At 62.2% G+C, this 14365-nt stretch carries 14 protein-coding genes; 2 read left to right on the top strand and 12 right to left on the bottom strand.

The window, feature by feature from the left end; genetic code table 11:
• Positions 1-42: 42 nt before the first annotated feature.
• From CYJ17_RS06565 to CYJ17_RS06550, 4 genes are all read right to left on the bottom strand, one after another.
• A complete protein-coding gene (locus CYJ17_RS06565) occupies positions 43-1017 on the bottom strand; it encodes an SDR family NAD(P)-dependent oxidoreductase (RefSeq protein WP_244899276.1) in 975 nt (324 codons plus the stop codon).
• Positions 1017-3560: a phenylalanine--tRNA ligase subunit beta gene (gene pheT, locus CYJ17_RS06560; protein ID WP_101594871.1), complete on the bottom strand. Its 2544-nt coding sequence runs from the start codon at positions 3558-3560 to the stop codon at positions 1017-1019. The genes CYJ17_RS06565 and pheT overlap by 1 nt, the downstream gene beginning before the upstream one ends.
• The gene (pheS, locus tag CYJ17_RS06555; protein WP_101594874.1) at positions 3560-4639 is read right to left on the bottom strand and encodes a phenylalanine--tRNA ligase subunit alpha; all 1080 of its coding nucleotides are present in this window, start codon (positions 4637-4639) and stop codon (positions 3560-3562) included. Before pheS ends, pheT begins: the two co-directional genes overlap by 1 nt.
• Positions 4640-4788: 149 nt before the next feature.
• On the bottom strand, positions 4789-6456 hold the full coding sequence (locus tag CYJ17_RS06550; protein WP_101594877.1) for an MFS transporter: 1668 nt from the start codon (positions 6454-6456) through the stop codon (positions 4789-4791).
• Positions 6457-6977: 521 nt separating this feature from the next.
• Between CYJ17_RS06550 and uxaC the strand changes: the two genes are divergently transcribed.
• Both uxaC and CYJ17_RS06540 read left to right on the top strand, forming a co-directional pair.
• Positions 6978-8429, top strand: a complete 1452-nt coding sequence (uxaC, locus tag CYJ17_RS06545; protein WP_101594880.1) for a glucuronate isomerase — start codon at positions 6978-6980, stop codon at positions 8427-8429.
• Between the two features lie 209 nt (positions 8430-8638).
• On the top strand, positions 8639-8947 hold the full coding sequence (locus CYJ17_RS06540) for a hypothetical protein (RefSeq protein ID WP_101594883.1): 309 nt from the start codon (positions 8639-8641) through the stop codon (positions 8945-8947).
• A gap of 136 nt (positions 8948-9083) precedes the next feature.
• Here CYJ17_RS06540 and CYJ17_RS06535 read toward each other — a convergent pair whose 3' ends face one another.
• The 8 genes from CYJ17_RS06535 to CYJ17_RS06500 form a co-directional block, all read right to left on the bottom strand.
• Positions 9084-9923 carry a TrmH family RNA methyltransferase gene (locus CYJ17_RS06535; RefSeq protein ID WP_101594887.1) on the bottom strand — a complete coding sequence of 280 codons (840 nt, stop codon included), beginning with the start codon at positions 9921-9923 and terminating at the stop codon, positions 9084-9086.
• A gap of 72 nt (positions 9924-9995) precedes the next feature.
• Positions 9996-10709, bottom strand: a complete 714-nt coding sequence (locus tag CYJ17_RS06530; RefSeq protein WP_101594889.1) for a glycerophosphodiester phosphodiesterase family protein — start codon at positions 10707-10709, stop codon at positions 9996-9998.
• Positions 10710-10786: 77 nt separating this feature from the next.
• A complete protein-coding gene (gene rplT, locus CYJ17_RS06525) occupies positions 10787-11170 on the bottom strand; it encodes a 50S ribosomal protein L20 (RefSeq protein ID WP_026429412.1) in 384 nt (127 codons plus the stop codon).
• 37 nt (positions 11171-11207) lie between these two features.
• Positions 11208-11402: a 50S ribosomal protein L35 gene (rpmI, locus tag CYJ17_RS06520; protein ID WP_016442851.1), complete on the bottom strand. Its 195-nt coding sequence runs from the start codon at positions 11400-11402 to the stop codon at positions 11208-11210.
• A gap of 81 nt (positions 11403-11483) precedes the next feature.
• A complete protein-coding gene (gene infC / locus CYJ17_RS06515; protein WP_087070840.1) occupies positions 11484-12152 on the bottom strand; it encodes a translation initiation factor IF-3 in 669 nt (222 codons plus the stop codon).
• 286 nt (positions 12153-12438) lie between these two features.
• Entirely contained in the window at positions 12439-13176 is a 738-nt protein-coding gene (locus CYJ17_RS06510) for a HisA/HisF-related TIM barrel protein (protein WP_101594892.1), read from the bottom strand.
• Complete coding sequence (locus tag CYJ17_RS06505) at positions 13173-13793, bottom strand: hypothetical protein (RefSeq protein ID WP_101594896.1); 621 nt, start codon at positions 13791-13793, stop codon at positions 13173-13175. The genes CYJ17_RS06510 and CYJ17_RS06505 overlap by 4 nt, the downstream gene beginning before the upstream one ends.
• Before the next feature lie 31 nt (positions 13794-13824).
• Positions 13825-14346: a YbhB/YbcL family Raf kinase inhibitor-like protein gene (locus CYJ17_RS06500; RefSeq protein ID WP_101594900.1), complete on the bottom strand. Its 522-nt coding sequence runs from the start codon at positions 14344-14346 to the stop codon at positions 13825-13827.
• Positions 14347-14365 lie beyond the last annotated feature (19 nt).

Genomic DNA, 14365 nt, shown 5'->3' with positions numbered 1-14365 from the left:
TTATGCACGCTGCTTATGCGCGCTGATTATGCGCTCCCGGTTTTAGGCATCCCATCCGGTGAGCCGCAGGCGGCGCGCCCGCCCGGAGACCCCGCGCGCGGAAAGTTCGCGGAGCTTTTCCAGGGAGTCGGTTCCGGCCCGCACCTGGGTGCCAGAAAGTCCATCGAGCTCACCGGCCGCGAAAGCCTGAGCGATAGCCACGGATTCGCCAAGCGGTACCCATTCGGTGCGGTCCCGATAGCGTTTCATAGACGCCGTCATATCGGTTTTCACCGCGCCAGGATTGAGAGAAAGCACCCGCAAACCGCGCTGGTAGCCGGCCAAATGCAAGGATGCTGCCAGCCGCAATAGTGCCGTTTTCGAGGTGTAATAGGATACCGCGTCCGCGGAATCGTGGGATGCCGCGGTGGCGGACAGATCTAGGATTCTCCCGCCGCCGCGCTCGAGCATAATAGGCACCAAAGTTTGGGCCAGCTGGAACGGGGCTTCCACGTTAATCGCGATGGTTCGCTGGAAATCCTCCAGGCTGGTATCCCAGGGAAGTTCTTCTTCCCCGTACACCCCGGCAGAGTTAAGCACCATATCGGGGGCGCCTTCCTCGAGGAGGATACGCAGCATCTCCCGGATAGAGGATTCTTTCGCCAGGTCACACCCGAGGGTAATAACCTGGGCACCCCGGATTTCACATTCGGTGGCGGTGCCATCCAAATTGGATAGCTTGGTCGCCAGCAAAATGAGGGTGCGTCCGGGCGCCGCTAAACCAATAGCGAGCTCCTTGCCCACGCCCCGGGATGCCCCGGTAATGAGAATCCGGCGGGCTGGCGCGAGTCCTTCCGATTCCTGCGGTGCGGTAACCTGCTGCGCGGTCACTTGCGGTGCGGTAACCTGCTGCGCGGTCACTTGCGGTGCGGTAACCTGCTGCCCGGTCACTTGCGGTGCGGTAACCTGCTGCCCGGTCACCGATTGCCCGGTCACCTGCTCGCCCGTATCCACGCGCTCCACCTCCTGCTGCGCCATTAGGCCCTCAGCTCCGCGCCGAAGTCCTTGCGCATCCGGCGTGCCACCCGGTGGCGTACCTGGGCAGTTTCTTCAGCGGTCAGGGTGTGATCGGTGCGGAAGCGCAGCGCGAATGCCAGCGACTTCTTCCCTTCCGGAACGGGATCACCCGTGAACACATCGAAAAGCTCGATGTCTTCGAGGGCCTCCCCCGCGGCTGCCACGATGGCAGCCCGCACATCACCGGCAATCACATCGGCATCAACAATAAAGGCAAGATCTTCCTTAGCGACCGGGCTAGTCCACACCGGCTTGACCGCGGCGGGTTCCACGGTTTCCGGAAGCGCGGCATCGGTATTCACCTCGAAAGCGACCGAACGCGCCGGAATATCCAAGGCCTTGCACACCGCCGGCGCGAGTTCCCCGGCGTAGCCAACAACGCGGTCTCCGCTCAGGATGGCCGCGCAGCGCCCCGGGTGCCAGGGTGCCTGGTTCGCAGCCTGCACCGAAACCTCGGCGAGCATCCCGGCAGCGCGCCGCCCGGCTTCTACCGCATCCCGCCAATCCCAGGTTTCCACCGGGTAACCGGCCCGAGCTGCGGTACGCGGCCCGCAGGCCACCCCGGCCACGTGATGGGGCTGAGCGGGAATAGCCGCGTGCAGGGCGGCAATCTCTTCCTCGGAAGGCCGCTGGCCCGCCACCGGAATCGGGGCCGGGCTGATACCGGCAGGCCGGCTCACCGTTCCCATCTCAAAGACCGCCACCGCCGGATTACCGCGCTTGACGTTGAGCGAGGCCACCGGAATGAGGGTATCGAGCAGGGAGGTGCGCAGCAGATTGGCCTCATCTTGCAGCGGATTGGCCAGCGCAATAGCGGTGCGCCGCTCATCATCAGCAGCGTAGCCGAGCTCATCGAAACGCGCGGCCGGAATGAAGGGATAGGTGAGCACCTGCACCCACCCGGTTTCTGCCAGAGTGCGCGCAATATCGCGGCGCTGGCGCTGCGCGGGGCTTAGGCCCCGCCCGGCCGGAGCTGCCGGAACGGCGATGGGAATCGCATCATAGCCTTCCAGGCGCGCGATTTCCTCCACCAGATGAGCCGAGCCCACCAGATCCGGGCGCCAGGTCGGAGGCTGCACGCTCCACACCGCGCCGCCGCGTTCCACGGTACAACCGATATCCGTGAGGATCTCCGCAATACGATCCTCACTCAGCTGCAAAGAGGTCAGGCGTTCCACATCCGCAACCGGGAAAGCAAGCGCGGGCAACTGGTGTACCTGCCCGTACACAAAGACCTCATCGGTTGCTTCTCCCCCGCCGTATTCCACCAAAAGGTCGACGACGCGCTGCGCGGCCACCCCCGCCACCGCGGGATCCACCCCGCGTTCGAAACGCTTGGAGGCTTCGGTGGGGAGCTTATGCCGCCGGGCGCTGCGCGCCACCGATACCGCATCAAAATGCGCTGCTTCCACCAGCACATTGCTGGTTTCCGCGGTGATCTCAGTATCGGCCCCGCCCATCACGCCGGCCAGGCCGAGCACGCGCTCTCCCCCGTTATCCGTAATAAGAAGATCTTCCGGATCGAGGCTGCGTTCCACATCATCAAGGGTGGTGAGTTTTTCACCGGCCTTGGCCCGGCGCACCACCAGCCCGCCACCGCGAATCTTATCTAGATCGTAGGCGTGCAGGGGTTGGCCCAGGTCCAGCATCACGTAATTGGTGGCGTCGACCGCCAGGGAGATGGAGCGCTGGCCGGCTTGCTGGAGACGGCGTGCCATCCAGGCCGGGGAGGGCGCTGCCGGGTCTACCCCGCGCACCACCCGGGTGACGAACAGGTCGCATCCGGGCTGGCCGTGAATCGGGGCGTTATCTTCCACGCGCACCGGGAACCCGGTGGGAGTTGCTTCCGGGAGCGGAGTGTCCGCCAAGCCCGGATCGGTGAAGCGAGCCCCGGTGGAGTGGTGGTATTCGCGGGCTACCCCGCGCATGGAGAAGCAGTACCCGCGATCCGGGGTCACGTTAATTTCCAGGGTCTCCCCCGGTAGGCCCAGGAATTGCCGGGCATCACTTCCGAGTTCTACACTGGCCGCGGCTGCGTCGTCGAGAACAATAATGCCCGCGCTTTCATCCGATAGCCCGAGTTCACGTTCCGAACACATCATGCCGTCGGAAATATGGCCGTAAATTTTGCGGGCCGCGATCTCAAAACCGCCCGGCAGCACGGCGCCGGGGAGGGACACCACCACGGTATCGCCCTCCTCGAAATTATGGGCACCGCAAATAATGCCGCGCGAGGGCAGTTCGGAAGGCTCCCGCCCGGTTCCGGGTTCGTCATTGTACTGCCCCACGTCCACGCGGCAGTAGTTAATGATCTTGCCGTTGCTTTGTTTCTTCGGTTCGCGGCTGAGGACCCGGCCGAAGACCAGCGGGCCGGTGACCGCGCCGGGGTGGATTGTTTCTTCTTCCAGGCCGACTTTTACCAGCGCGGCAGCCAGCTGCGCGGGGCTGAGATCCTCGGGTAGCTCCACGTGCGAGCCCAGCCATTCCTGCGGAATCAGTGGCATTAGTTTCCCCTCCCGGTGGTTCCGAATTGCATGGAGAAGCGCACATCGCCTTCCACCATGTCACGCATATCAGCGATGGAATTACGCAGCATCAGGGTGCGCTCCAGGCCCATTCCGAAGGCGAAGCCGGTATAAACATCCGGGTCAATGCCGTTATTACGCAGCACTTCCGGATTGACCATGCCGCAGCCACCCCATTCGATCCAGCCCGGGCCTCCCTTCTTCTGCGGGAACCACAGGTCCATTTCGGCACTTGGTTCGGTGAAGGGGAAGAAGGAGGGCCGCAGCCGCGCCTTCGCTTCCGGCCCGAACATATGGCGGGCGAAGTGATCCAAGGTTCCCTTGAGGTGGGCCATGGTCAGGCCCTTATCCACTGCCAAGCCTTCCACCTGGTGGAATACCGGGGTGTGGGTGGCATCCAGCGCATCGGTGCGAAATACCTTGCCCGGGCAGGCGATGTAGAGCGGAGCGCCGCGGCGCAGCAGCGCGTGGGATTGCACGGGCGAGGTGTGGGTGCGCAACACCAGGTTGCGTTCCTCGGTAACCTCACCATCGGGGCCGACGACGCCCGATACGTAGAAGGTATCTTGCATCTGGCGTGCCGGGTGGTCAGGCCCGAAATTCAGGGAGTCGAAGTTGAACCACTCGTGCTCCACTTCGGGGCCTTCGGCGATCTCCCAACCCATGGCAATAAAGAAGTCAGCAATGTCCTCACTGAGAACCGTGAGCGGGTGGCGTGCCCCGCGCGGAAAGCGGTTGGTCGGCACGGTAACATCCACCGTTTCGGTGGCCAGGGCCGCGGCCGCTTCCGCTTCCTCAATACGAGCGGTGGCGCTGGCGAGGGCCGCCTGGATTTCCTTGCGGGCCGCGCCCAGAAGTTTGCCGGCGATGGGCTTTTCTTCTTTGGCGAGGTTCCGGATCTGCATATTCGCGTGAGTGATCGGAGCATTATCACCGCTGTGCGCCAACCGCGCGGCTTTCAACTCCTCGAGGGTGGTGGCCGCCGCAAAAGCGCTACATGCCTGCGCGACGGCCGCCTGCACTCCCGCTTCGTCCAGGGGACTGAGCTGTGAGGACATAGCTGCCTTTCTTGTTGTTAACCATGTCAATTCTAGTCAAACTCGCCGAAAGTGCGTAACAGCGGGGCCGAGATGGACTCGGCCCCGCTGTGAGGTTACTGGTAGCGCGCTTGCGCCGCGGTACGCGGCGCCGGCGTCGTTCCTAGAATTTAGCGCTGGCTGAGGGGAACCTCAGGCCAGAGCTCATCCCAGGAATGCCCGGTCAGGTCTTCAGCAACCTTGCGAGCTTCGGGAGTGGCATCTTCCTTCGCCCCACCCGCTTCGAGGCGGTGGATCTCATCCATGAGGATGGCGTGGGTGCGCTTATCCAGCTTGACGAAGCGGGAAACGAGCAGCGCCACCCCGATGAGGATCGCGGGAAGGATGACCGTCACGAAGGCGATCATATGGGAAGCGCCGGCGGACTGAACCACCTGGCAGGAGCTTTCCAGCGCGCCGGAGGCATCCACCTTGCAGGCACCTTCGTGCAGCGGGGTGTAGCCGGAGGCCGCGAGGTTCGTGCCCTTTTCCAGCGGGTTGACGAAGCCGCCCAGATCCATGAACCAACCCACGAGGAAGGTTCCCAGCGCACCGGTGGACTTACGCCCGAAGGTCATAACGGCGGCGTAGATGCCGGCGCGATCTTCGCGGGTCATGATGTAGTCAACGTCCGGGATGAAGGGGTACACATTCCACGGGGTGTATTCGAGCAGCGCACGCCCGCACTGGTAGATCACCGCGGTGGCCAGCAGGTAGATGAAGGCGTTGCTTTCCGGCCCGATGAGGTAGATCGCGCCCACACCCGCCAGCGAGGCGAGGATCAGGGTGAAGGAGAAGGCCCACAGGAAGCGCGGCCCGTGCGAGAGCATGAGGAACATGGCCCAGATCGTCATGGGAATACCCACGATGGACACGGCCTGCAGCCAGAAGCCCTGGGATTCGCTCATTCCCACCGCGTAGACCGCGAAGAAGGTCAGCGCCGAAGCGTACACATCCTTCCCGGTGAAGGAGAAGAGGTAGACCGTCAGGTGCTTGTTGTACGAAGAGTTGCGGAATACCGAGGTGAATTCCTTCGCGGTGTGCTTGAGCATCTGGAAGCCGTTCATCTTCGGCATGGCGTCGAGTTCTTCCACGAATTCCGGGGTGAGCGGGCGCTCCCAGGTGGTGGCGTAGGTGGTGAATACACCGATGGCGAAGAGCACCGCGAAGGCGCCGCCGATTCCCAGGTAGGCCCACGGATTGGAGACGTTACCGCGCACCAGCGCCGGGATGAAGAACACCACGAAGGTACCGGTGGCCGAGCAGAACATACGCATCGAGGAGAGCGTGGTGCGTTCCTCGTACTTGCGTGTCATTTCGGTAGGCAGGGTTTCCCACGGAATGAGGATGATCGCGATAATAACCTCGATCAGCAGGTAGATGACGAGGTAGTACCAGAATCCGCCGAAGGGAATCCACAGCAGCGGGAAAATAATGAGCAGCAGGGGCGCGCCGATCATGAGGAAGAAGTGGCGCCGGCCGAAACGCCGCCCCAGCTTCGTGCGGTAGAAACCGTCCGTGAGCGGACCAATAAACACCGAGATAAGGGCGTCAACGATACGAGCAATACCGAGGATCAGACCACCCTGAGTGGCCGTGACCCCGCCGTAGTTCGTGAAGAAGTAGAGCAGCAGACCGGAGATGATGGTATTCCACCCACCACCCATGAGGTCCACCAGCCCGAAACAAATACCGCGACCAATGGTGATCGGCTTGGCGGTGTACACGCGCAGCTTGGAGAGCTTCTCCAGCTCACTGCGCTTATCGGCGTCGAGGGCGCCGCTATTGTGTGTTCCCATTTTTCTTTTGTCTTTCTGTGAAAGGAGGAACGGTTGTGGTTCGCCATCGACTCTTACCGCGCTCACGCTCGGCTTCTGTGCCCGCGCGAGCTGTTACCGCGCTACACTGCCGCGAAGCTATCACTACCGCTCTTTCGCATCAAAAGCTTATAAGTTTCCGCGGCTTTCCAGCAGTTACCTAGCTCCCCGTTCGTATCGTGGACGAGGAACGTGCCGCCGGGGAGATTCTCTGAAAACCGCGGATTCTCGCGGTTTTTAGCACGACGACGGCGCTGACGCGCACCCTCCCTCCGCCACCATGATATTTTTCACATTTAGAAATTCCCGTTTCTAGCTCTCAAATACTCTCCCGAAAACCGCATGTTTTCGCGTAAAGTGAGAGAGCGGGCCGCGGCGTCGTCGCCGTTGGCTACGCACCCGGTCTCCGCGCCCGCGTGCCCCCGGGCGGGGTGGAGTACCTTAAAAGAAGCAAGCCGAGGCGAGGGAAAGCCCCGCGCCCGGCTCAAAAATAGGAGGATTCAATGTCGACGCCCCTCACTCTCAACCCGGATCGGCTTTTCCCGGCAGATCCGACGCAGCGGAAACTGGCGCGCGAAATTTTCGAGGTCACCAAGAAGCATCCCATTATTTCCCCGCACGGCCACGTTCCCCCCGAATGGCTCGCTCTCAATACTCCCTTCAGCGATCCTACGAGCATGCTCCTCACCCCGGATCACTACACTAACCGCCTCCTGCACGCGGTGGGCCGGGTGGATCTGGCCGATCTGGGCGTGCCGGTAGGAAGCCCGCTCTCCCCCGAAAAGTCCCGCGCGGCCTGGCGCCTGTTCTGCAAGAACTGGTGGACCTTGCGCGGTACCGCGGTGCAGGGCTGGTTTGAATCCGAATTCGTGGACGTCTTCGATGTGCATGTGCGCCCCTCCGAAGAAACGGCTGATGAGATCTACGATCACATCAACGCCCTGCTCAAGACGGAAGAATTCCTGCCCCGCTCGCTGTACAAGCGTTTCAACCTGGCGATGATGGCCACCACCGATGATCCGGTTTCGGACCTGCGCTACCACAAGCAGCTCCTGGATGATCCCACCTGGGAAGGCTATATTCCGCCTACCTTCCGCCCCGATAAGTACCTCGAACCGGCCGCCCCGGACTTCAAGGCCAATGTGGAGGCGCTCGGCCAGGCAGCTGACCAGGATGTATCCACCTACGAAGGCTACGTGGAAGCCATGCGCAAGCGCCGCCTCTTCTTCAAGGAGATGGGCGCGGTTTCTTCCGATCACTCGCATCGTGATCCGGGTACGGCACGCCTGCCCGAAGCCCGGGCGGCCGAACTCTACAAGCTGGCCCTGGCCGGCAAGATTTCGCCGGAAGATGGCGCGGCCCTGCGCCGGCATATGCTCAACGACCAGGCTCGCCTGGCCTGCGAGGACGGCCTGGTCATGACCTTCCATCCGGCCGTGTACCGCAACCATCATCAGGCGGCCTTCGAGCGCCTGGGTGCGGACGTTGGGGGCGATGTGCCCATGGCCGTGGAATTCACGAATAACGTGCAGCCCATGCTTTCCGAATACGGAGACAACCCGAACTTCCAGGTTGTTTTCTTCACCATCGATCAGGATGTCTACCAGCGTGAACTGGCCCCCCTGGCCGGGTACTACCCGAGCGTGTACGTGGGCGCCCCGTGGTGGTTCATCGATGAGCCGGATGCGATCCTGCGCTACCGCGAACAGGTCACCCCCTACGGCACCTTCTACAAGACCTCCGGGATGATCGACGATACCCGCGCCTTCGCCTCCATTCCCGCACGGCACGACGTCGCCCGCCGGATGGACTCGGTTTACCTGGCACGGATGGTGGCCGAACATCGCCTGGAGCTGGATGAAGCCCTCGAGGTGTCCGAAGCCCTCGTGACCACGATTCCGGCTCGGGCCTTCCGGGTGGATACCTCCAAGCTGAGCGGGACCACCGCGAAATAGAAGGACGCCCAAGTAACGGGTACCAGTCGGTGGCCGGAGTACCGCTCTGGAACTGGAGTGCGGCTCTGCAACGAACTACCCGGAACTGAGAATTTGGCCGTGCGCGATACGTTCGCGCACGGCCAAGTGTTTAACTACCTTAATATGAAGTGATGACCACCACTTTGCTATGATCGACTTGTTTCATTAATCAATGGAAAGGAGTCGCCATGGCGAACGAATTTGTGGACAAGATTAAGGAAGGCGCAACCGAGGCTTTTGATCGGGCCAAGGAATTCGGCCAGAAGGCCGCTGATAAGGCGGGCCAGCTGGGCGATGCTGCGAAGGAAAAGTTTGAGGAAGTCAAGGACGAACTCACGGACAAGGACCACGGCGATAAGGCTGAGGAGAAGGCCTCCGAAGCCGGTGACAAGGCGAAGGATGCTGGCGAAAAGGTCAAGGATGCCGCTTCCGATGCCGGTGATGCCGCCAAGGAAAAGTTCGAGGACGTCAAGGACAACCTCTCCGATAACAAGTAAATCCACCATTATCGGTACATCCACCCAGTACTGATATATCCACCTCAGTAGTGATGGGCTACCCGGCAGCGGGTGCCCCGCAGCGGGCGGCGAAGAATCTTCTTCGCCGCCCGCTTGGCTTACCCCGTGTATTTATTTAGGGGCGCTGCTGGATCATCGCCGTCGTACTGGAAAGGATCGCGGCGGCCATAGCAACATTGCAGGATTCGGCTTTCCCGTAGATCGGGATGGCGACGGTCGCATCCACATTGGCATCTACATCCGCGAAGCCGTGCGCTTCGTTGCCCAGCAGCCAGCACACCGGCCGGGTGAGATCCGGGCCGAGGGGCGGCTGCCCGAGGTAGGCGGCGTCGTTCGCGGAGGCCACCAGGGTGGCCAGGTCCCACTCCCCCTCCCCGGTTGCTGCCAGGAAGCTGATGCCCGCGCGTTCGAGCACGCCGTCAAGCTTGCTGACGTTAATGGAATCGAGAACCGGGAGGTGGAAAATGGAACCGGCCGAGGAGCGAATAACTTTCGGGCACCACAGTTCCACGCTGCCGCGCCCGAGCAGCACCGCATCGCATCCGGCCACATCCGCGGCCCGAATAATGGCACCCACATTCCCGGGGTCTTGAATATTCGCGGTGGCCAGCACCAGCTTCGCGCCCTTGACCGTGGGTGTGAGTGCAGGTGTTTCCGGAATATCGATGACGGCCACAACGCCGCGCGCATCTTCGGAGAGCGCCTGCATCTCATCAGCGTTGAGCGGGTGGTGGTAGACGCCAGCATTTTTGATAAGGTCACCGAGTTCCGGGTTGGAGATGAGGCTCGCCTTCGTATAGTAAACGTCGCGAACCAGATTCGCGCGGTGCGCGAGGAGTTCTTGAACAGCTCCGGGGCCTTCCACCAGGGTTTGCCGGAAGCGTTCGCGCTGCTGGGGGCGGTGCAGGCGGGCGGCTCGGGTGAGTTGGGTATGCGATGCGGGTGTGCTTTTCACGGGTTGTTTCTTTTTCTGTAGAGGTGGGTGTAGCAGGGTGTGCAGAAGGCGGGCGCAGCTTCTAGGAAACCGCTAGGGCCGCACGAAGCCGTCGGTAAAGATACCGGCCACGCCCCAACGTTCTAATTGCCGGGCGCGTTCGGGGTTGTTAACTGTGTAGACGTGCACGTCTCGGCCCGCCGCGCGAGCCTGCGCCACCACGGCCGCGGTCACGGCGTCGTCACTCAGATGCAGGTAACGCGCATCGCTAAGGTCAAGAATGGTGCGCCAATCCGGCCCGAAACTCGCACGCTCGAATAGCGCTCCGCGCGGGATTTCCGGGGCGTGGCGCGCGAATTCGGCCAGTTGCAGATGGGAGAAGGAGGAGACAAGGGCCCGCTCGGGGCCGAGCCGCCGGGCTTCTTGCGCTACCGCATGCACGAGTGCGCGAGCCTGCTCGCCGCCCTGCGCGCAGGGTTTCATTTCGATATTGATGCCCATCCCGGTCTCGAGGGCAAAATCGACGAGCTGAGCGAGGGTGGGGATCTTCTCCCCCGCGAAGCCGGGGCTGAACCAGGACCCGGCATCCAGGGTTTCCAGGTCCGTAGCCCGGAGTTCATCAACGCGCCCGTGGCCGGTAGTGGTGCGCTCCAGGGTGGCATCGTGGCACAGCGGGAGGGTGCCATCCGCGGTGATATCCACATCCGTTTCGATCCAGGTGAATCCTGCCTGGTAGGCGGCCCGGAATGCGGCCATGGTGTTTTCGGGTGCGTCGGCGGACAGGCCGCGGTGGGCAAAAAGTTTCATGATTGTAGTCTAAACGCAGCGGCCCGAGTAACGAGGTGTCGTCACTCGGGCCGCTGCTGTATCACGCTGGAAAAAGCTTAGGCAACCTTGGGTGCGTTCACGTCTTCCGGAAGCGCAGCCTTGGCGGCATTGACCACCGCGGTGAAACCGGTGGGATCATTGACGGCCATTTCAGCGAGCTGACGGCGATCAACTTCAATTCCGGCCAGTCCCAGGCCCTGGATGAAGCGGTTGTAGGTCATGCCTTCGGCGCGCACGGCCGCGTTGATGCGGGTGATCCACAGCTTGCGGAAATCGTTCTTCCGCTTCTTGCGGTCGCGGTAGTTGTAGACGAAGGAATGGGTGACCTGTTCCTTGGCCTTGCGGTAGAGGCGGGACCGCTGCCCGCGGTAGCCGGACGCCCGATCGAGGGTAGTGCGACGCTTCTTCTTGGCGTTAACGGAGCGCTTGACGCGTGCCATGTTTTTCTCCTTTTACAAAACTTTTCGTCGGACGAATCTAGCGGCCGAGCAGACGGTTAACTTCGCGAAGGTTGGACTTGTCCACAACCTGGTCGCGCGAGAGCCGACGCTTCCGGGTGGAGCTCTTGTGCTCCAGCAGGTGGCGCTTATTGCGCTGTTCGCGCATGAGCTTGCCGCTTCCCGTCACGCGGAAACGCTTCTTCGCACCGGAGTGCGTCTTCATCTTGGGCATTGTTCATCCTCACTCGTGCCCCGGGGGCACATTTGATCTACCAGATCTTCCGCGCCCGCGGGCGCGCTTTCACAAGGCAACTTATTCGGTTGCGGCTGCGTTGTTATCCGTTTCGGAGGTTTTTGCGTTGCGTTCGGCCGCGCGTTTGGCGGCTTTCGCGCGCCGGTTCTCGCGTTCAGCTTCACGACGACGCCGCTGATCGGACTTCGCTTCGGACTTCCGCCGCGTGGGCGCAAGGACCATGGACATATTGCGCCCGTCAGCGCGAGGTGCTGCTTCCACAGTGGAAATTTCCGCGAGTTCTTCAGCCAGGCCGGAGAGCAGGCGCACACCCATTTCCGGGCGGGATTGTTCACGGCCGCGGAAACGAAGATCGAATTTGACCTTATCCCCGGCGTTCAGGAAACGTTCCGCCTGCGACTTCTTGGTGTTGTAGTCATTACCGTCAATCTTCAGCCCAATCCGGATGGATTTGATCTGAGTATTGGCCTGGTTACGACGTGCTTCCCGAGCCTTCTGGGCGGATTCGTACTTGTATTTCCCGTAGTCCATGAGGCGCGCGACCGGCGGATTGGAATTCGGAGCAACTTCCACCAGGTCAAGGTTCGCCTCAACGGCCAGGCGGAGCGCATCTTCCGTGCGCACCACACCAACCTGTTCACCGCTGGGGCCAACAAGGCGCACCTTAGGGACGTGGATGCGATCATTTACACGCGGTTCGTTGTTAATTGCAGTTCCTCTGTTCCTCAACGTGGACAACGCACGGAGTACTCCCGAGGTGACACGGCACGCCAGACGGCCATGTTACGAACCCGCTACCCTTTGATATGACCCGGTCCTGATCTTTCCCGAAAATTTCTTTTCGAAACAGCGGCCCGGGCGGGCGGCTAGGTGGGATTTCTCCACTTGCGTTCCGGCAGAATGCCGGATTGACCGTACTAGTTTAGCACATCAGCAGGAGTTATGAATAACACCGCGGGTTATTCTCCCCACATGCGACGGCGCGGCCACGCCCCGCAGCCACGGAACTCACCGCTCAGGAAAGCTCCGCGAGGGCTTGGGCAACCGTGAAATTGCCTTCGTAGAAGGCTTTGCCAATGATGACCGAGTCCACGCGGCCGGGCGAATCGCTATCGGCGCTCGCACCGCGCTCGCTCAGCTCCCGAACCGCGCGCAGATCATCCAATGTTGCCATACCGCCCGAAGCAGTGATACGCGCCTGGCTCAGCTCCGCGACCCGCTCGAGTAGCTCAAGATTCGCCCCGGCAAGGGCGCCATCTCGGGTCCGATCTGTGACGATATAGCGGCGCGCACCGGCGTCGTCGAGAAAATCTATAACCTCACGCAACTCCCCAACATCGGTACCGGCACCGCGCGCAACCACCCGGGCGCCGTCGACATCAAGACATACGGCCACCCGATCCGCGTGCTGCGCCAGTACCCGCGCCACCCACGCGCGGTCCCGCAAGGCGGTGGTCGCGAGATTAATGCGCTCGGCACGGGTAGCGAGAGCGCGGTCGAGCACTTCCGGGGTGTCGATTCCGCCGGAAAGCTCCCAGTGCATCGGGCTGCTCTCCATGAGGTGCTCGAGCAGGCCGAAATTATCCCCGGTGCCGTATACAAGGTCGAGATCCACCAGGTGAATCCACTGCGCCCCGGCCGCCCGGAAATCCGCGATAGCCGTGGCCGGGTCACTCCACGCTTCCGGGCCACTACCAAGCCGCGCCGAACGCCCCGCCCGAATATCTACCGCGACGAGCAGCTCACAGCTCATCGCGATCCCCCGCGGCTGGGTTCTTCGCCGGCCTCACCGGCCGCGTCTGCCGCGCCGGCCTCGCCTTCCATGCCGTCCGTATCTTCCGCATCTTCGCCCCGCGCGACTTTGCGCAGAATCTTCTCAATATCCTGTTGCGTGAGCTTCCCGGAATCCAAGGCTGCGCAATCGGTAATGGAGCGCTCCCCCAGCATGAGCTCCTCCACGATGGGATCCAGGGAGTTGAGCAGCAGGCCGGAAGCAATTTCTTCATCGGCTTTGCCAGCGAAGAAACGCCGCGCGCGCACCATCCCGGATACGCCCGGCTCAAAACCGGTGGATTCTTTATCCAGATTGACGTCAATAAGGATGGAGCCGTAGGGGCTGAGGCGGGAGAGCATTCCGGCCACCGCGGGCGCATCATCGGAAAGGGAGGCGGGTTCCTCATCGGGATCCGGGCCGGTGATATTGCGGATATCCCACTCATCGTAGACGGGCGTTGCCAGCTGGCGGTACACCAGCGCCCCGGAATCCGTGGCCACCACCTGCACGTCCAGGCCGTGCAGCGCGCAGAGCGCCGCGAGGGCATCCGCGCTATCAAAAGGTGTGAGTACCGCGTAGGTGCGCACGTCAGTCATCGAGTTATCCTCCCCTTGCGCTTCGCTTGCTTTAGTTATTTTCCCAGGTGCCGGTGAGTAGGCCGCGCCCTAATACATGCTCGCGCGCCAGGAAATACGCCACCGCGGGCCGGGTTTCCGCATCGATATCCAGCACGGTATCGAGGGCGAGCACCGCGAAAATATAGCGGTGCGGGCCGTGGCCGGCCGGCGGGGCGGCGCCCTGGAAGCTCGGAGTTCCGCCGTCGTTCTTCAAAGTGAGTGCGGGTGCCGGAAGGCCATCGGAGCCGCCGGCCGCAATTTCCGCGGTATCGGCGGGCAGATTCGCCACCGTCCAGTGCCAATAACCGGACGGGGTGGGAGCATCCGGGTCATAGCAGGAGACGAGCAAGCTCACCGTGCCCTCCGGCGGGGTATCCCAGCCCAGTTGTGGATTGCGGTCCGCGCCGCCCGGGGTGGTGCCGGTGCCGGTTGCGCTTTCGGGCAGGGCCTCCCCGTTCGCGAAATCATCGGAGGTGAGGTGAAGATCAACGCTTCCGGCCGGCACTCCGGCGTAGGGATCGTGGGTGGTCATATCCGCTCCTTATGCGTGC

Source organism: Actinotignum timonense, from assembly GCF_002860685.3.
Taxonomy (GTDB): Bacteria; Actinomycetota; Actinomycetes; order Actinomycetales; family Actinomycetaceae; genus Actinotignum; species Actinotignum timonense.
The sequence above is the reverse complement of the archived record's forward strand: the minus strand, read 5'-3'. Positions and strand labels throughout refer to the sequence as shown.